Annotated in this window: 14 protein-coding genes; 11 read left to right on the top strand and 3 right to left on the bottom strand. The window is 49.9% G+C overall.

The genetic code is table 11. From position 1 onward, the window contains the following. Positions 1–18 precede the first annotated feature (18 nt). The 4 genes from prpC (at position 19) to ACSTTG_RS05345 (ending at position 6,920) form a co-directional block, all read left to right on the top strand. On the top strand, positions 19–1,146 hold the full coding sequence (prpC, locus tag ACSTTG_RS05360) for a bifunctional 2-methylcitrate synthase/citrate synthase (RefSeq protein WP_438458233.1): 1,128 nt from the start codon (positions 19–21) through the stop codon (positions 1,144–1,146). Positions 1,147–1,167: 21 nt separating this feature from the next. Beyond that, positions 1,168–3,774 (top strand): Fe/S-dependent 2-methylisocitrate dehydratase AcnD, encoded by a 2,607-nt coding sequence (gene acnD / locus ACSTTG_RS05355; protein ID WP_438474013.1) that lies wholly within the window; start codon positions 1,168–1,170, stop codon positions 3,772–3,774. 10 nt (positions 3,775–3,784) lie between these two features. Then, positions 3,785–4,960 (top strand): 2-methylaconitate cis-trans isomerase PrpF, encoded by a 1,176-nt coding sequence (prpF, locus tag ACSTTG_RS05350; protein WP_438474012.1) that lies wholly within the window; start codon positions 3,785–3,787, stop codon positions 4,958–4,960. A gap of 82 nt (positions 4,961–5,042) precedes the next feature. Further along, positions 5,043–6,920: a propionyl-CoA synthetase gene (locus ACSTTG_RS05345; RefSeq protein WP_438474011.1), complete on the top strand. Its 1,878-nt coding sequence runs from the start codon at positions 5,043–5,045 to the stop codon at positions 6,918–6,920. Between the two features lie 56 nt (positions 6,921–6,976). On the opposite strand, the gene ACSTTG_RS05340 is transcribed toward ACSTTG_RS05345, so the two are convergent. Next, entirely contained in the window at positions 6,977–7,918 is a 942-nt protein-coding gene (locus ACSTTG_RS05340) for an ankyrin repeat domain-containing protein (RefSeq protein ID WP_438458237.1), read from the bottom strand. 146 nt (positions 7,919–8,064) lie between these two features. Here ACSTTG_RS05340 and ACSTTG_RS05335 point away from each other — a divergent pair, with 146 nt between their 5' ends. Beyond that, on the top strand, positions 8,065–8,745 hold the full coding sequence (locus ACSTTG_RS05335; RefSeq protein ID WP_438458238.1) for a glutathione S-transferase family protein: 681 nt from the start codon (positions 8,065–8,067) through the stop codon (positions 8,743–8,745). A 158-nt stretch (positions 8,746–8,903) separates the two neighbouring features. Here ACSTTG_RS05335 and ACSTTG_RS05330 read toward each other — a convergent pair whose 3' ends face one another. Next, positions 8,904–9,575: a FadR/GntR family transcriptional regulator gene (locus ACSTTG_RS05330; protein ID WP_438458239.1), complete on the bottom strand. Its 672-nt coding sequence runs from the start codon at positions 9,573–9,575 to the stop codon at positions 8,904–8,906. A gap of 441 nt (positions 9,576–10,016) precedes the next feature. Here ACSTTG_RS05330 and ACSTTG_RS05325 point away from each other — a divergent pair, with 441 nt between their 5' ends. From ACSTTG_RS05325 to ACSTTG_RS05310, 4 genes are all read left to right on the top strand, one after another. Continuing rightward, positions 10,017–10,496, top strand: a complete 480-nt coding sequence (locus ACSTTG_RS05325) for a TRAP transporter small permease (RefSeq protein WP_438458240.1) — start codon at positions 10,017–10,019, stop codon at positions 10,494–10,496. After that, positions 10,493–11,764 (top strand): TRAP transporter large permease, encoded by a 1,272-nt coding sequence (locus ACSTTG_RS05320; RefSeq protein ID WP_438474010.1) that lies wholly within the window; start codon positions 10,493–10,495, stop codon positions 11,762–11,764. The genes ACSTTG_RS05325 and ACSTTG_RS05320 overlap by 4 nt, the downstream gene beginning before the upstream one ends. Positions 11,765–11,776: 12 nt before the next feature. Next, complete coding sequence (locus ACSTTG_RS05315; RefSeq protein WP_438458242.1) at positions 11,777–12,775, top strand: TRAP transporter substrate-binding protein; 999 nt, start codon at positions 11,777–11,779, stop codon at positions 12,773–12,775. Between the two features lie 182 nt (positions 12,776–12,957). After that, positions 12,958–13,305, top strand: a complete 348-nt coding sequence (locus tag ACSTTG_RS05310) for a hypothetical protein (RefSeq protein WP_438458243.1) — start codon at positions 12,958–12,960, stop codon at positions 13,303–13,305. Between the two features lie 119 nt (positions 13,306–13,424). Here the strand turns inward: ACSTTG_RS05310 and ACSTTG_RS05305 are convergent, their stop codons facing one another. After that, positions 13,425–14,621: a DEAD/DEAH box helicase gene (locus ACSTTG_RS05305; RefSeq protein ID WP_438474009.1), complete on the bottom strand. Its 1,197-nt coding sequence runs from the start codon at positions 14,619–14,621 to the stop codon at positions 13,425–13,427. Positions 14,622–14,875: 254 nt separating this feature from the next. Between ACSTTG_RS05305 and ACSTTG_RS05300 the strand changes: the two genes are divergently transcribed. Both ACSTTG_RS05300 and ACSTTG_RS05295 read left to right on the top strand, forming a co-directional pair. Then, positions 14,876–15,973 carry a YcjF family protein gene (locus ACSTTG_RS05300; protein WP_438474008.1) on the top strand — a complete coding sequence of 366 codons (1,098 nt, stop codon included), beginning with the start codon at positions 14,876–14,878 and terminating at the stop codon, positions 15,971–15,973. After that, entirely contained in the window at positions 15,960–17,591 is a 1,632-nt protein-coding gene (locus tag ACSTTG_RS05295) for a GTPase family protein (RefSeq protein ID WP_438458246.1), read from the top strand. Before ACSTTG_RS05300 ends, ACSTTG_RS05295 begins: the two co-directional genes overlap by 14 nt. Positions 17,592–17,611: the final 20 nt, after the last annotated feature.

Here is a 17,611-nt window from a genome sequence, read left to right as displayed (position 1 = left end):
GTCCAAAAGGAGTTGACTATGCCACACTCTCAAATCGGTGGTGCGGGTCTGCGCGGCCAAAGCGCAGGCAGCACGGCACTATGTACAGTCGGTCAAACCGGCACTGGCCTGACCTATCGTGGTTACGATATTACTGACCTTGCTAACCATGCAGAATTTGAAGAAGTCGCGCACTTGCTGCTGCGTGGCCGTTTACCCAATCGTGCTGAATTGGATGCCTACAAGACGCATTTGATCAGTTTACGTGGTCTTCCTGAGGAGCTTAAACAAGCATTAGAGCTTATCCCGGCCGATGCTCATCCGATGGATGTGATGCGCACTGGGTGTTCAGTTCTGGGTAATCTCGAGCAAGAGCAGAGCTTTGATGACCAGCTGCTAGCGACCGAGCGAATGCTGGCCCTGTTTCCAGCAATCATCTGTTATTGGTACCGTTTTAGTCATGATGGCGTGCGAGTTGATACCCAAGGCAGTGGTCAAGACAGCATTGGCGGTGACTTTCTTTCCATGTTGACAGGTAAAGAGCCCTCCGCGCTGCATCGTCAAGTGATGCACTGTTCATTGATTCTCTATGCGGAGCATGAGTTCAACGCCTCGACCTTTGCCGCTCGCGTGTGTGCGTCGACATTGTCCGATATCCACTCTTGTGTGACTGCAGCGATCGGTACGCTGCGCGGACCATTGCACGGCGGCGCGAATGAGGCGGCGATGGCGATGATTGAGAACTGGCAAACACCTGATGAAGCCGAGGCCAATATCATGCAGATGCTGGCGAACAAAGATAAGATCATGGGCTTTGGTCATGCCGTTTATCGTGAGAGTGATCCACGCAATGCATTGATCAAACGCTGGTCGAAGCAGCTCTCTGCGGATGTGGGTGATACCCACTTGTACGCGGTCTCAGAGCGAGTGGAAGCGGTGATGAAGCGAGAAAAGGATTTGTTCTGCAACGCTGATTTTTTCCATGCGTCGGCGTACCACTTTATGGATATCCCAACCAAATTGTTCACGCCAATCTTTGTTATGAGCCGATTAACCGGCTGGGCAGCGCATGTCTTCGAGCAGCGTGAGAATAATCGAATTATTCGCCCAAGCGCTGACTATACCGGGCCTGAGCATCAAGCTTGGGTTGCAATCGACGATCGCTGATCGCAGGCAAAGGAGGTTAATATGAATCAAGAGGTCAATAGTCGTTATCGTCGGCGGTTACTCAATTCGCACTTAGACTACTTTGATGCAAGAGCAGCGGTTGAGGCGCTGAAACCTAATAGCTATCAAACACTGCCCTATACCAGCCGTGTGTTAGCTGAGCAGTTAGTGCGCCGCTGCTCACCTGAACACTTGAGTGCCAGCTTACTTCAATTGATTGAGCGTAAGCGCGATATTGATTTTCCATGGTACCCGGCGCGAGTGGTGTGTCACGATATCTTGGGTCAAACTGCCCTGGTGGATTTGGCAGGGCTGCGTGATGCAATCGCAGAGCAGGGCGGCGATCCGGCCAAGGTCAACCCAGTGGTGGAAACGCAACTGATCGTAGACCACTCACTCGCAGTTGAACATGCGGGCTTTGAACCTGACGCGTTTGAACAAAACCGAGCGATTGAAGATCGACGCAACGCGGACAGATTCCACTTTATTGATTGGTGCAAGCACGCATTTGACAATGTCAGTGTCGTGCCGGCTGGCAACGGTATTATGCACCAGATCAATCTCGAGAAGATGTCACCAGTCATACAAGCAAAAAATGGCATCGCTTTTCCTGATACCTGTGTCGGCACCGACAGCCATACACCTCATGTCGATTGCTTGGGGGTGCTTGCCATCGGTGTCGGGGGACTTGAGGCAGAAACCGTGATGCTCGGCCAGCCCTCTATGATGCGCTTACCAGATATTGTTGGCGTCGAGCTTGTGGGCACTCGCCAAGAAGGGATAACGGCGACAGATATTGTGCTGGCTCTGACCGAGTTTTTACGCGAGCAGCGCGTGGTGTCGAGTTATCTTGAGTTCTTTGGCGAGGGAGCTCGGTCTTTGACGATTGGCGATAGAGCGACCATCTCCAATATGACTCCGGAATATGGCGCAACGGCGGGCATGTTCTATATCGATGGGCAAACCATCGATTATCTTAAGCTCACCGGGCGTGACCCGCAGCAAGTGGCCTTAGTCGAGACGTACGCGAAACAAGCGGGATTATGGGCCGATGAGTTACAAGATGTGCTGTATGAGCGGGTGTTGACCTTTGATCTTAGCCAGGTTACGCGCAATATGGCCGGGCCTTCAAACCCGCACCGACGCGTGGCAACTACAGAGTTATCAGAGCGGGGTATCGCTACGGCTCACTCACCTGAAACAGCCCAGGGTGCGGACAGTGACAGTCTGCCAGATGGCGCGGTGATCATTGCCGCGATTACCTCTTGCACTAATACCAGTAATCCGCGCAATGTGGTTGCCGCGGGTTTGGTAGCGAAAAAAGCCAACCAGCTCGGTTTAATACGCAAACCTTGGGTTAAATCATCGTTTGCACCAGGCTCGAAAGTCGCCAAGCTCTATCTGCAGCAGGCAGGTTTGCTCGCTGAAATGGAAAAGTTGGGCTTTGGTATCGTTGCCTATGCTTGTACGACTTGTAACGGTATGAGTGGTGCGCTGGATGAGAAAATTGAGCAGCAAATTCTTGAGCGCGACCTGTATACCACCGCAGTGTTATCGGGTAACCGCAATTTTGACGGTCGTATTCATCCCCACGCCAAACAAGCCTTTCTCGCTTCGCCTCCGCTGGTGGTAGCTTATGCGATTGCGGGGAGTATTCGCTTTGATATCGAGCGAGACCCACTTGGCTATCACTCTAATGGAGAGCCTATTTACCTCAAAGACTTATGGCCCTCTGATGCGGAAATTGATGCTGTCGTCAGTGAGTGCGTGAGACCTGAGCAGTTTAAACAGGTCTATATCCAGATGTTTAAACCGGAATCAAAAGCAAACCTGATTGCTCCACTGTATGCATGGCGTGAGCAAAGCACCTATATCCGCCGCCCTCCCTACTGGCAAGGGGCACTTGCAGCGCCGCGCACGCTCAGTGGGATGAGACCGCTGGTGATCTTAGGTGACAATATCACCACCGATCACTTGTCTCCCTCTAACGCTATTCTGCCCACGAGTGCCGCGGGCGAATACTTGGCCAAGATGGGGCTCGCACCAGAGGATTTTAACTCCTATGCCACGCACCGAGGTGATCACTTGACCGCTCAGCGCGCCACTTTTGCCAACCCTAAACTGCTCAATGAGATGGTTACCGAGCAGGGAAGTGTTGTTCAAGGTTCGCTGGCACGTGTTGAGCCGGAAGGCAAGGTCACTCGGATGTGGGAAGCGATAGAGACCTATATGGCTCGCCGTCAGCCATTAATTGTGGTTGCTGGCGCAGATTATGGTCAAGGCTCTTCGCGCGACTGGGCCGCAAAAGGGGTACGTCTTGCGGGTGTCGAAGCGATAGTCGCAGAAGGGTTTGAGCGTATTCATCGCACTAACCTAGTCGGGATGGGCGTGTTACCGCTTGAGTTTCAGTCACCAATGAATCGCCACACGCTGGAGCTTGATGGCACGGAAACCTTCGATGTCATCGGCGATATCAGGCCGGGGGCGCAATTGGCATTAGTCATCACGCGGGCAAATGGCGACAAACGGGATGTCGCAGTGACTTGCCGCCTCGATACCGAGGATGAGGTGCGGGTTTATCTAGCCGGAGGGGTATTGCAACGCTTTGCCCAAGAATTTCTTAACTAAGGACGGTGTTATGAATAAGCAGATTGCAATACCAGCGACCTATATGCGCGGGGGAACTAGTAAAGGCGTTTTCTTTAGTTTAGATGACCTGCCGGCCGCAGCCCGTGAGCCCGGCGCTGTGCGGGATCAGTTGCTTCAGCGCGTGATTGGCGGCCCTGATCCCTATAAGGCTCAGATTGATGGTATGGGAAGCGCGACCTCGAGCACAAGTAAAGTGGTGATTGTTAGCCGAAGTGAGCGTGAGGGTCACGACGTGGACTACTTGTTTGGCCAGGTGTCCATTGACCAAGCGATGATCGATTGGAGTGGTAACTGTGGCAATTTGTCCGCTGCAGTGGGGCCTTTTGCCTTGCATGCTGGTTTGATTGACCTACAGCGTGTGCCGGAAGATGGCCATGTGCAGGTGCGTATTTGGCAGGCAAATATAGGCAAAACCATCTTAGTCGATGTTCCGGTTTGTGATGGTCAAGTTCAGGAGTTGGGTGATTTTTACCTCGATGGTGTCACCTTTGCCGCGGCAGAGTTGAAGGTTAGCTTTGTTGCGCCAAACGACGTTGATGAAAAGCTGTTTCCCACTGGTCAGCTTATCGATGAGCTCAAAGTACCGGGTGTTGGGACTTTTAACGCAACACTAATTAGCGCCGGGATCCCAACGATTTTTATTGATGCGGAGTCAATGGGACTCACGGGCATAGAGAGTCAGGCACAGGTTAATTCTGATACTGAGCTGCTCGACAAATTTGAGCGCATCCGCGCCTATGGGGCACGCCAAATGGGGCTGATCACAAACCTTGAGGAGGCGAAACAGCGTCAACATACTCCAAAAGTCGCCTTTGTCAGTCCGGCGCAGGACTATGTTTCGTCGAGTGGCAAAACGGTTAAGCAGCAAGACTATCAACTGTCGGTAAGAGCACTGTCGATGGGTAAGCTGCACCATGCAATGATGGGCACCGCCGCCGTCGCCATCGCGAGTGCAGCGGCGATTCCGGGTACTGTGGTCAACCGTGCAGCCGGTGGTGAGTCACGACAGCGGATTGTTTTTGGTCACCCGTCGGGAACGTTAGCGGTGGGTGCGCAAAGTAGTCAAGAAAACGGCACTTGGCAGATCAAGGCGGTGACAATGAGCCGTAGCGCAAGAGTGTTGATGGAGGGGGCGGTGCGAGTGCCGCAACCCCTCACCCAATAGCTCTTTAATTGAAAGTGGAATGTTTGCTTTCTCGGATTGCGTGAAAGCAGTAGACAGCGCCAATCGCGCTGGAGGGAATGTTATGTCTGAATATCACAAGCAATATCAGTTGGCTCAATCACACCCTAAGCAATTTTGGCTCGAGCAAGCCAAGCAGCTCGACTGGTTCACACCGCCTTCGGTTGCCTTTGAAGCCGATGACAATGGCATCGAGCGCTGGTTTCCAGATGGCGAGCTCAATACCGCTTGGTTGGCGTTGGATGTGCACTGTCAGCAGGGGCGCGGCGACAAGGTAGCGTTAATCTACGACTCCCCAGTGACAGGGAGTCAACAAACCTATACCTATCAACAGTTGCGCGACAGGGTGGCCAAAGTTGCAGGCATGCTGGTGGAGCAAGGGGTAACACGCGGAGATCGCGTGGTGATCTATATGCCTATGATCCCTGAAGCGGCAATGGCGATGCTGGCCTGTGCGCGCATTGGCGCCATTCACTCGGTGGTGTTTGGCGGCTTTGCAGCCAGTGAGTTAGCGGTGAGAATTGAAGATGCGGAGCCCAAGCTGGTGCTCACTGCTTCGTGTGGTATCGAGATAAACAAGGTCATTGAGTACAAGCCGCTGATTGACCGCGCCTTGATGGAGAGTCGTTGGAAACCGGAAAAAGTCATCGTTTATCAAAGGCCCCAGTGCCAAGCGCCTTTGGTTGTGCCGCGTGATCTTGATTGGCAGGTGCAGGTTGAGCAAGCCGAAGACCACCCTTGTGTGCCGCTGCGCTCGACTGATCCGCTGTATATTCTTTACACCTCAGGAACAACGGGTAAGCCTAAGGGTGTCGTGCGTGATAATGGGGGACATGCGGTTGCGATGAAGTATTCGATGAGTGCCATTTATGCCATGCCACAAGATGGTGTTTACTGGGCCGCGTCAGACGTTGGCTGGGTGGTGGGGCACTCCTATATTGTTTACGGCCCGCTTATCCACGGTTGTACCACGATTCTTTATGAGGGTAAGCCGGTGAGAACCCCAGATCCCGGCGCGTTCTGGCGCGTGTGTGAGCAGTACAAAGTGGATGTGTTGTTCTCGGCGCCGACAGCGTTTCGTGCGATTAAAAAAGAAGACCCCGATGGGCAGTTGATTGGTCAATACGACCTCAGTGGACTGAAAAGTATCTTTATGGCTGGCGAGCGACTTGACCCGCCGACTTTACAGTGGGTAGAGAGTAAAACCGCCAAGCCTGTGATTGACCATTGGTGGCAGACTGAGACGGGCTGGGCGATTGCTGCCAACCCGATGGGGATTGAACCCATGTCAGTCAAAGCTGGCTCGTCAACCAAGCCCACTCCGGGCTATGATGTGGTGATCTTAGATGAAAGCGGCCAGCCTCAAGAGGCCAATAAACAGGGCTTTGTGGCGTTAAAGCGTCCGCTGCCTCCGGGTTGTCTGCCCACCGTTTGGCGCAATCATGATCGTTTTGCCAGCGGTTATCTAAGCCAGTTCCCGGGTTACTATGTGTCGGGGGATGGCGGATATCTCGATCAAGATGGCTACCTGTTTATCATGGGACGCATTGATGATGTGATTAACGTGGCTGGGCATCGTTTGTCGACTGGGGAAATGGAGGAGATTGTCGGCGGACACCCAGCTATCGCAGAGTGCGCTGTGGTCGGTGTGCATGATGAGCTTAAGGGTCAGTTACCACTTGGGCTGGTGGTGCTTAAGGATGGGATCAATGTCGATGTGACTGAGCTTGAGGATGAGTTGGTTAATCAGGTAAGAGATCAGATAGGCGCGGTGGCGTGCTTTAAGCATGCTCTAGTTGTCGACCGCTTACCTAAGACGCGCTCAGGTAAAATTCTGCGTCGCACCATTCGTCAAATTGCCGATGGCGAGCACTATACCGTGCCGTCAACCATTGATGATCCGACTAGCCTTGGTGAAATAGAGCGGGTGCTTGGCCGCTAGTCGATATAGCAAAATATAGGCAGGCATAACGTAACAGTAGTGCCTGCCTATAGAGTTTATGCAAGTAAATCGACGATGGCTTGATAGTGAAACTCTCTTGCTAACTCAATCGGCGTTTTGCCATCAAACCCCTTCAATTCGGTATTTGCACCCGCTTTAATGAGTACCGAAGCCGCCTCGAGGTGACCATGCCAGATGGCATCGTGCAAAGGCGTATAGCCATTGTTCGGTCCCTGGGCGTTAAGGGTTTCAGCAAACCCAGGATAGTGAGATAGAACCCGGATGCACTCAGCATGGCCATTGTAGGCGGCTTTGTGCAGAGGAATAGCTTTCATATAGTGATCGGGAATGGTCTGATCGCCGCCCAAATCCATTAGCGCCTTTAAAGTCTCGGCTAGGCCATCCCTTGCGGCCACCATCACCGCGGTATGCTCGTCGTTTCCGGAGCAGGTGACGGCGGTGGTGGTGTTGAGTGTCGACAGGTCCGAGAGGCTGCGCAGCTTTTGTGCCTTCTCACTATCGCTTAACTTAGTGTCGGTCACGATAGAGTAGGCGGAGAGTTGTTGGTTCAAGGCACTCAATTTCTGCTTATAGCGGGCAAAATAGCCCGCCATTTCTGTGCTCTGTTGGGCACCAAAGGCATCATCTTCACTCGCGCCAAAATCTATCAACTGCTCCGCTTTAAGGCCAAAGGTGGAGATGATCTCGATATTAATATCAGGCTCTAGGAGCAGTATTTTGACCACTTCGGGATTGCGATGCCAAACGGCGATCATCAAAGGCGTCACCCCGTGTTTGGGGGTTTGAAGATTCACCAAAGCGCCAGCCTCGAGTAGCCGTCGTACCCATTTAGCGGAGGATTGCTGCGCTGCAATATGCAGTGGTGAGTTTCCCATTATCGGATCGAGCTGGTTGCAATCAGCACCCTCGTCGAGGGCTAAAAGAAACGCCTTGAAGGCGTCATCGATGATGGTCTGATGAAGCGTCGGTATCGTCATAAGTTCATTACCCCCTTTTTGTTCAAAGTGTAGCTAAACATTGTGGGCAGGATAGTGATTTATCAGACTTTTACTTGCATTATCTTTGAATTTGAACGATCGTTACAATATAAGTTGAGTGATCGTTCAAATAAAGGAGAGACGTCATGCTTAAGTTCTATTTTCACCCCACACCCAACCCAATGAAGGTGGCTCTGTTTCTTAATGAGGCTGAACTGGAGTTTGAGCTGATCCCGGTCGATACCATGAAAGGTGAACAGCACAGTCCCGAATATCGGGCCATCAACCCTAATGGCAAGACTCCCGCCATTATCGACGGTGATCAGCGGGTGTTCGATTCAAACGCGATCTTATTGTACCTTGCGGAAAAAACCGGACGTTTCGGCGGACAGCCAAGCGATCGCAGCGAAATCTTGTCTTGGCTGATGTTTATCGCCTCAGGACTTGGCCCCTTCTCTGGCCAATCGGTGCACTTTCGTTTTGCAGCGCCTGAAGGGCTCGATTACGCGGTAAACCGTTACCTTAGAGAAGCGCAGCGTCACTATGAGGTACTTAATCAACAACTGGAGGGGAAAGAGTATATTGTTGGTGACGAGTACAGCATTGTCGATATGGCCGCCTGGGGATGGGTTGATCGCGTCGAGCGTGTGTTAGGTGACGGCGAGCTGAGTCAGTATCCAAATATTGAGCGCTGGTTTAATTCCGTCAATCAACGCCCTGCTGTGGCTAAAGCGAGGCAAACTGGTGAGGGGATTGCATTTAAATCTGATTTTGATGAACAAGCCAAGCGCGCGTTTTTCCCTTCCAATTACCCGAAATCGAGTTGATACCAGGAAATCGGCATCTTGACGTGAGTTAAAACGTCAAGTTATCGACCGGGCACATTATAACTAAGAGGTGGTGAATGACGGCCACCTCCTTCTAAATTACGCTGACAATGACTTGGGTTAAACCAAGTTCATCTAATGTTTGAGATGAGTTAGTGTTAGGGTATGTCTTTTAAAAAGCTACGGGCTTTGGAAAAGAAATCATCAATAGCTGCGAGCGCATGTTGTTTATTGCGTTCGCGAAAACTCATGTAGATCCGCTCACGTAACAGTAAACTTTGTGTACGGCTACCCTCGATAGCCAAAATCGCCTCTACTTTATCTCTTCTTAGAATCAACAAAGCCTGGAAAAGCCTGAGAAATAGAACATTTCGCGCTATCCTCGCCATCTCTAAGTCAAACGCATCAAGCGCATCAGCAAATTCTTCTATGCTAGATGATACGGTATGATTCAACTGGAAAAGTCGGTCATGGATCGCTTCTAGATCGAGATTATTGCACTGGTCATAGGCTTGCTCGTAGATACCCTTTTCCAATACATCACGGACCACCAACAACTCGTCCATCGATGCGCTAGTTCCGCAGAATGCCCAACGGACAGTGGAGGCGTCGACCCTCGAGTCTGGATGCCTAACGAAAGTACCATTGCCTCGCTTGATATCGACCAAGCCGGCCATGGACAGGCCGCGAAGCGCTTCACGAATACGACCGCGTGCTACCCCAAATTGTACCGCCAGTTCCCTTTCGTTGGGTAGCTTCTCGTGAGGGCGGTATTTGCCATCAACAATTTGTTGACCTAAAGCGTCAATAATATCTTCTGTTACTGTCATGATGATTGGAGAACAACTCTGTTAATTCAGGCTTAACTCAACGCATTGTTGTTATATTTCATAGGATTGTCAAAGGTATCGAACATCTAAGTCGTCTATTTTTGACTCGTCGCAGGAGAGGCAACTTGAAGAAGCCTTCTATCGATAATGTATTGATCATAAGCGATGGCCATCCTTCTCCTAATTAACAGTGAGCGTTGAGCAACAAGAGTACAAATTGGTACTACCAAAGTTTCGGTGAAATGAGGAGCAGCTAGCACTAGATAGCCAGAGCGTCAAAAGTAGCATTGAGTCACAAATGTTGGTCTAGAGTGTTGTTATCCAGACATAAACACGCACTTATCACAGTTTAACTACATCGGATGAAATTATATTTATCTCATATTGGTGCTACCAATTCATGAAATTTGCTTAGTGGGTTGGTCGGATAAGGGAGTTCCGATGGAAAATCGCTTCAGTCTGCATTTGTACAAGTTAATCAACTACCTTGCGATAGCCTCATTGCTTTGTATGGTGTGTTTTGTGTTAGCGAACGTGCTACTACGTTATCTGTTTAACTCAGGGATCCCATGGTCTGAAGAACTATCACGGGTGTTTTTTGTGTGGGTAGTATTTCTAGGCATCATTGTGGGTTGTAAAGAAGGCTCACACTTAATGGTGGATGTGCTGGTTGAACGCTGCGGCCCAAAACTAAAAAAGGGACTACAAACACTCTCTTTGGTGATTGTTATTTTAGTCAGTATGAGTGTGTTAATCGGTGGCGCTAAGCTTGCTGCTCTGACTCATAATCAAGGCCTGCCTTCAACGGGTTTACCAAGTTCGGTCATTTATCTCGCAGGGGTATTTGCAGCGATTCTGATTATTGTGATCAACGCTGGCAATCTTTACTCACTGCTATTTAAACGTGGGGGCAAGGCATGATTTATTTCTTCTTAATTTCGCTGTTTGCCATGCTGTTTATTGGTGTCCCTGTTGGATTTGCGATGCTGGCTTCTGGGGCTTTGATGTTAGCGGTGTTGGGCATCTATGATCACCAGATCATGGCAGAGTATTTTATCAATGGTGCCAATAACTTTTCGCTGATGGCGATTCCTTTCTTTATCTTGACCGGTGAGATAATGAAGCGTGGGGGTGTTTCAACGCGGATTGTGGAGTTTGCCATGTCTTTGGTCGGTCATATTCGAGGTGGGCTGGGCTATGTTGCCATCATTTCTGGTTTGATCTTTGCAGGTCTATCAGGATCGGCCGTCGCAGATACTGCTGCACTTGGCGCTATCTTGATTCCAATGATGCTCTCCAAGGGCTACTCGAAAAAGTCCTCCACAGGAATAATCTGCGCGGTTGGCATTATTGCTCTGGTTATGCCCCCGTCGATTCCGATGATTGTGTTTGGTGTCATTGGTGGTGTGAGTATCACTAAGCTGTTCATTGGCGGCGCGCCCGTTGCATTACTGATGTGTGCCGGCTTATGGCTTTGCTGGAAATTCCTCTATCGAAACAGCAAGACGCCCACCTACCCAAAGCGCACCAAAGCCGAGATATGGACGCTTTTTAAGGATGCGATCTGGGCATTGATGCTACCCATCCTCATAATTGTTGGTTTACGCGGTGGGGTGTTTACACCCACAGAGGCTGGGGTAATCGCAGCGGCCTATGTCACCGTTATCTCAGTGGCTTATCGTGAGCTCAAGCTGACGGATATGTATGAAATTTTTCTATCGAGCATCAAAACCACAGGGATTGTTATGTTTATCGCGGCCTCTGCTATGGTCTCTGCCTATGCGATTACTGTGGCGCGTATCCCGAATGAGCTTGCGAATTTGCTCAACTCAATCTCATCAAACCCAACAGTTATATTGCTGATCATCATGGTCTTCTTGTTATTTATCGGCTGTGTAATGGACTTGGTGCCTGCGATTCTTATTTTTGCCCCTGTGCTGTTACCGGTGGTGACCGGTTACGGTATCGACCCGGTGTACTTTGGTGTGCTGATGGTGATCAACCTCAGTATTGGGTTGATCACACCGCCAATCGGCACGGTGTTGTACGTCGGCTCGAGTATTTCGAAAATCGGCATTGGCGCCGTTGCCCGTGGTGTCTTGCCGTTCTTAATCGTCCACATCGCGATACTCATGCTCGTTGTGGCATTCCCCCAAATCATTCTGTACCCAATACAGCTATTAGGATAGCGAGGAGTTTGTATGTTAGGTTTTAAACGGATAGTACTACTGTGCGTCACCGCTTTGTTAGCATTCCAAAGCCACGCCTTTCTCGGTTTTTTTGGCAGTGATAGCAAAGAGATAAAAATCGCCCATTATTGGCCGGAGACTCATCCTCACCATATCGCTTTAGAGAAATTTAAGGCGAATGTTGAGGAGCGAACCGACGGCGAACTGACCGTATCCATCTTCCCCAACGCGACGCTTGGCAATGAGAAGCAGATGATCAACAGTATCCGCAATGGAACTATCCAAGCGGCTATCTTCGGTTCTTTGATGCAAGATCTTGATTATAAACTTGGTTTTGTCGAAATGCCTTTCTTGTTCCGAGATTATGAGCATGTGCAAAAGTTTTATGACTCAGATATCTCTCACGACATCGAAAACACGTTCGAAGAGTATAACGTCAAGCACCTGGCCAACATCATTCTTGGTTTTCGCGTCATAAGCTCCAACAAGCCTATCGCTTCACCCGATGACTACAAAGGGGTTCGTTTAAGAATTCCTAATGCCTCAACCTTTGTTGCGATGTCGAACAATTTAGGGGTAAACGCGCAGACTATGGCCTATACAGAAGTGTTTACTGCCCTTGAGCAAGGGGTGGTTGATGCGCAAGAAAATCCACTAAGTTCGATCAAATCGCAAGGTTTTCATGAAGTGCAAAAATACATCGTTGTGACCAATCATATGTTCACGTCTCTCAATCTGGGAATGAATAAAGATTTTTACCAGTCGCTGAGTGACGATCACAAGGCCATCATAGATGAAGAGTCTAAACGATTTGGTCAGCTCGCCTCAGAGATGACCATCGAAGAGAATGATTCGACACTGGCGTACTTTGAGGCACAGGGATTGGAAATCATCCAACCCAGTGATGAGTTTTACAATTGGAATGTGTCAGCTGTCGCGCCAATCTATGAAGACGTATTTAAGAAATACGCTTGGAGTAAAGACTATGTTGATGCAATTAGAAAGTTGTGAATACTCTATCTAGTTACACCGTCATGCAGTGCTGGTGGCTTACTGATTGTGTTTAATAATTGGTCAATAATAAAGCTCGGCAAAATTTGTTTTCCGAGCTTTTGTTGATCTTACCGCAAGTAGGTTATGCCGAATGAGTATATAACCGATGTGGTGATGTACATTCAAATAAGGGACTGACAGTGAAGGTACTACTTGTCGTGTTGATTCTATCATTGGTAGGCTGCACCAATCTTTACATGTCTGACAGGGCGATCCTGGTAGGCGAGAATGAGTTTCTGACCATTGTTGAGGGATCAACTAAGACCAGAACATTTAATATGTTGGTAGGGATTATGAAATCAAGGTGCGAGGTCGAGCAGCGACCCAACTTTGAGGTGATTGAAATTAAGCAAACCCAAACAGGGGAAGTCACCGTTTTTGAAACCAGAAAGACGACCAAGGAAGTATGGATATTTACTGAGTCACAGGTAGAGAATGAAGTTCAACAAGGTTTTGAAATAGAGGCCAAATTTAGATGTGTTGCGTAAGTAGCGCTTAATTTATTCAGCGCCTTAGCCAAGTATCGCAGGCGATAGTGACAACGATACCCCACTGTAAACAGCGGGGTAAGAGCACTGAGCAGCGACTCAAGCAGCCGCCGTCGTGATTATGATTCTTTTGCTTCGCGCTTGTGTTTAGGCACGTAGTTCAGAATCGAAATCGGTACGGGTTTGCGTGGAGCAAAACCTTCGACTTCGCGTCGCTCAATAAGGTGGCCCAAGCGACTTTCAATCATACAAAGGTTCTTGAAGTTGTCCTTTGACACAAACGAGATCGCTTCACCTTGCGCGTCAGCGCGGCCAGTACGGCCAATGCGGTGGACATACTCATCGGCAGGGAAAGGCAGATCGTAGTTGATCACTCGGGTGAGCCCTTCAATATCGATACCACGCGCGCCAACTCCAGTCGCAATCATGTATTTGATCTTACCCGCTTTAAAATCGGCTAGCAGCTGAGTGCGAACAGCTTGGCTGCGACCACTGTGAAACGCCTCGGCGTGAATGCCGCGCTTCTCTAACTGGCTAGCCAGCTTGGCGGCGCCGTGTTTGGTCTCAATAAAGATAAGCGCTTGATCCCAGTTACTTTCTTGAATTAAGTGGCTAAGTAGTGCCGATTTCTTGTCCTTGTCGACCGTGATCAGCCACTGCTCGATATTGGCTTTCGAGGCTTGATTGGCGGCAATACTGATCTCGTAGGGGTTATGAACCGCAGTTTTTGCCAGATCGCGTACCTTATTAGACAGCGTAGCGGAGAAGAGTAGGTGCTGAATGTCGACTGGCAGGCGGTCGAGGATTTTATTAATGTCCTCGATAAAGCCCATGTCGAGCATGCGATCCGCTTCATCGAGAACCAGCATTTCAACTTCTTCGAAATACACCGCGCGCTTGCCATACATATCCAAAAGACGGCCAGGTGTTGCAACCAATATATCCACGCCCTCAATCAGCGCCTGCTTTTGCTGCTGCTCATCAACACCACCATACATCGCCAGTGATGTCAGGGATAGGTGCTGGCCATAGTCTCGGATCTTGCTTTCAACCTGGATCGCTAACTCGCGGGTAGGGGCGAGAATCAGGCCACGAATGCGCTTTTTACGTTGTGTTTGACCTTGGCTGAGTCTTTCAAGCATTGGGAGGACAAAACTCGCGGTTTTACCCGTACCGGTTTGCGCCGCAGCAATCAAGTCATCGCCACGAAGAATGACAGGGATCGCTTGGTTTTGGATAGTGGTGGGCTTGTGGTAGCCAAGTTGCTCAAGAGCAGAGTTCAGTGGTTGGCTTAGGCCAAGTTGTGCGAAAGGCATGGTGGTTCTCTGTTGAATGAAGTCGGACAATAGATGTCCCGAATGGCGTAGAGTTTAGCATGTTATCACGGTGATTTAGAGTCGAAGCAGACAGATATTTTGCCTTTACTCTAAGCGCTTGTGTAAGATGGCAAAAAGGTCACCAAGGTCTAGTTAGACACAAGACCGTCTTTCTGTGTACCAATGAATAGATAGGCTCAGCTAGACTTTAACTTAGAACTTGGCAAGTAACCTCCGAGAAAGCTATCAGCGATATGTTTGACAAGATTAAAGCGTACATTAACCCGAGCGAAAACCCAGAGCTTGTTATCGGCGAAGCGCTGGCTGAACAGCCCTTACCGACATTATGGCTTTTGGGAAAAACCGGGGCAGGGAAATCATCATTTATTCAAGCCATGACGCGGCAGTCGTCGGCAGAGGTTGGTAATGGCTTCGCTCCGTGCACCCAACATGCTCAGGAGTACCTGTTCCCCCAGCAAAAGCCACTGCTGCGGTTTTACGACTCGCGTGGGTTGGGGGAGGCTGACTATGATCCGAGTGATGATCTCGCGACATTGGGAGAATCGTGTCACGCGATTGTTGCCTTAGTCCGGCTTGATGAGACGGAGCAGGGGGCGCTGCTCAATGCCCTTAAGGTCGCCAAACGCCAGGGTAAAATACGGCACTTGTTATTGGTCAACAGCCATTGTCTGTCGGTCGATGATAGGCAGCGTGAGCGGCTCAATCAGTTTCAGCACGCGCAGGTTGAGAAGGCATGGGGTGGGCCAATCGTCTCACAGACGGTCGACTTTATCGGTGATCAGCACGGACCTTACAATCTAGAGCCTTTGATTGATAAGCTAAGTGAGATTTTGCCTATGGTGGCGCTGCTGGCCAGTGAACAAAACCACCGTAACCTAGAAGAGCAAAACTTTGCCCACTTAGAAAAAGAAGTCCTTTGGTACGCTGGCGGTGCATCAGGCTCTGATCTCGTTCCTGCAGTGGGTCTTGTCTCAGTACCTGCTCTTCAAGCAAAAATGTTGCACAGCTTAGCCAATCAATATGGACTCGAGTGGAGCAAGCGTATGTTTAGCGAATTTATCGCAGCGCTTGGCACTAGCGTCGCGCTGCAGTACTCGATTAAACTGGCCAGCCGTCAGGTGATTAAATTGATCCCAGGTTATGGTCAAACAGTAGGCGCCGTCAGTGCTGCAGTGATGAGTTTTGCCACAACCTACGGTTTGGGCAGAGCGGCGTGTTACTACTTCTACCATCTGCGAGAAGGTAAACCGGTTGCAGAAAATACACTGCGCGAGGTGTATCAAGCTGCACTAAAACGAGGGCAATCGGCGGCGGGTCATGAGAAAAATTAAGCAACTGTTTATCTTACTCTATCAACTCAGTGGCGGCCGCTGGGGGATCGCTGTCGCTTCAGCTGTGTTGCCGGTAACGATTATGGCGGGGTTTGGTGTCGCTCTAGCATTTAAATATGGCTATCTACTGCCTTTATCTCTCGCCATTGCTTTCTCTACTTTGGTTGTGAGTATTCCACTGTATTTGATGCGTCAACGCGCTAAGCATACGCCCGCAAGTGATAACTCAGACTCAATATCACTCGATCAAGAGCAACAAGAAAGCCTAGTCGAGCCAAACGAGGATTGGTCACCGGCCGAGCTGGCTATTTGGCAACGCAGCCAAGCCTTTTCGCGCTCTCTGGTCTCAGGAGAAACGCTTTGGTCAGATTTAGACGAGGCGGCGCTAGAGCTGCTGAGCTTTATCGCCGAGGCCTACGATAAGAAGGCACTGGATTTCACGTTGCCAGAGGGGCTTAAGCTCGCCGAAGAGGTCAGTCGTCGCTATCGCAAGTTACTCGATGAGTATGGCTTTGCCCTTGAGGCGATCAAGGTGTCACACCTTAAGTCGGGCTATGACTTTTATGAGCAATATGGCGAGGCGGGCAGATACGGTGTCAAAGCCGCTATTTGGCTCAATCATGCGAAGAATCTCTATATCAACCCGGTAAAGGCCATCTCAGATATAGGTACTCAGCAGTTCAGTGCCAGTATGACACGAGGCTTGGTGGATGATCTCCAGCTTACGGCCAAACAGGCCCTATTAGATGAGGTAAGCTACGTTGCGATCGAACTCTACAGCGGACGATTTCTCTTTGAGCAAGAGCAGGTAGCGCCCTCAAAAGTCGCGACGGAGGATTTGTCTCGCCACGCTGCTCCGCTTGAGCCAGTGAGGATCGTGATTGTTGGGCAGACTGGAGCTGGCCGCTCTTCACTGGTCAATCAGTTCTCTGAGCAGCTCCAAGCTGAGGTGGATGTGTTGCCGAGTGCAGGCGATGCGAGTGTTTATCGTGCGTTGTTACAAGGGCAGGAGCTGAGAATTATTGATTTGCCGGGGCTCGATGGCAGTGACAAACGAAGCCAAGCGTGTTTAGAGCAACTGGTGCAAGCCGATATCGTCTTGTGGGTCTTAAGAGCCAATCAGTCGGCGCGTGAGCCTGATAATCAGCTTAAGCAACATATCGAACGCTTCTACTCCGATTCCTCGAATATCTCTCGGCAAAAGCCAGTGGTGATTGGCGTGCTAAATCAGGTGGACCAGTTATCACCGATTGATGAGTGGATGCCCCCGTACGATTTAACGGAGCCTGCTAATGGCAAGGCAAAGACGATTGCTCAGGCGATAGCCTATAACCAAAAACTATTGGCAATCGAGACAATGATGCCGCTGTCGATAGACCATAATAGTGCCCATTTCGGTGTTGAAGAACTTAAAGCACTGATTTACAACCACATTAACCAGGCGTTAAACGTTCAGCGTAATCGACAACGCCACGAAGCTAAATCACGTGGTGTTGGCTTGGGCAAGCAATTTTCCCGTTTAAGCAAAAGTAGTAAGAAGTTAGCTCCTGCAGTGGTGAAGTCTGCACTGCCCCGAGGGCTTAGCAAACTGATGCGAAAGTTTAAAAAAAGCGACTGATGGTTCCTTAAGTTTGTACG

Source organism: Vibrio glycogenivorans, from assembly GCF_051660965.1.
Taxonomy (GTDB): Bacteria; Pseudomonadota; Gammaproteobacteria; order Enterobacterales; family Vibrionaceae; genus Vibrio.
The sequence above is the reverse complement of the archived record's forward strand: the minus strand, read 5'-3'. Positions and strand labels throughout refer to the sequence as shown.

Coding starts and splice junctions, on each gene's coding strand:
- ACSTTG_RS05305 (WP_438474009.1), bottom strand. CDS start 14,621: ATGCCTTTCGCACAACTTGGCCTAAGCCAACCACTGAACTCTGCTCTT.
- ACSTTG_RS05320 (WP_438474010.1), top strand. CDS start 10,493: ATGATTTATTTCTTCTTAATTTCGCTGTTTGCCATGCTGTTTATTGGT.
- acnD (WP_438474013.1), top strand. CDS start 1,168: ATGAATCAAGAGGTCAATAGTCGTTATCGTCGGCGGTTACTCAATTCG.
- prpF (WP_438474012.1), top strand. CDS start 3,785: ATGAATAAGCAGATTGCAATACCAGCGACCTATATGCGCGGGGGAACT.
- ACSTTG_RS05295 (WP_438458246.1), top strand. CDS start 15,960: ATGAGAAAAATTAAGCAACTGTTTATCTTACTCTATCAACTCAGTGGC.
- ACSTTG_RS05325 (WP_438458240.1), top strand. CDS start 10,017: ATGGAAAATCGCTTCAGTCTGCATTTGTACAAGTTAATCAACTACCTT.
- ACSTTG_RS05335 (WP_438458238.1), top strand. CDS start 8,065: ATGCTTAAGTTCTATTTTCACCCCACACCCAACCCAATGAAGGTGGCT.
- ACSTTG_RS05340 (WP_438458237.1), bottom strand. CDS start 7,918: ATGACGATACCGACGCTTCATCAGACCATCATCGATGACGCCTTCAAG.
- ACSTTG_RS05330 (WP_438458239.1), bottom strand. CDS start 9,575: ATGACAGTAACAGAAGATATTATTGACGCTTTAGGTCAACAAATTGTT.
- ACSTTG_RS05315 (WP_438458242.1), top strand. CDS start 11,777: ATGTTAGGTTTTAAACGGATAGTACTACTGTGCGTCACCGCTTTGTTA.
- ACSTTG_RS05300 (WP_438474008.1), top strand. CDS start 14,876: ATGTTTGACAAGATTAAAGCGTACATTAACCCGAGCGAAAACCCAGAG.
- prpC (WP_438458233.1), top strand. CDS start 19: ATGCCACACTCTCAAATCGGTGGTGCGGGTCTGCGCGGCCAAAGCGCA.
- ACSTTG_RS05345 (WP_438474011.1), top strand. CDS start 5,043: ATGTCTGAATATCACAAGCAATATCAGTTGGCTCAATCACACCCTAAG.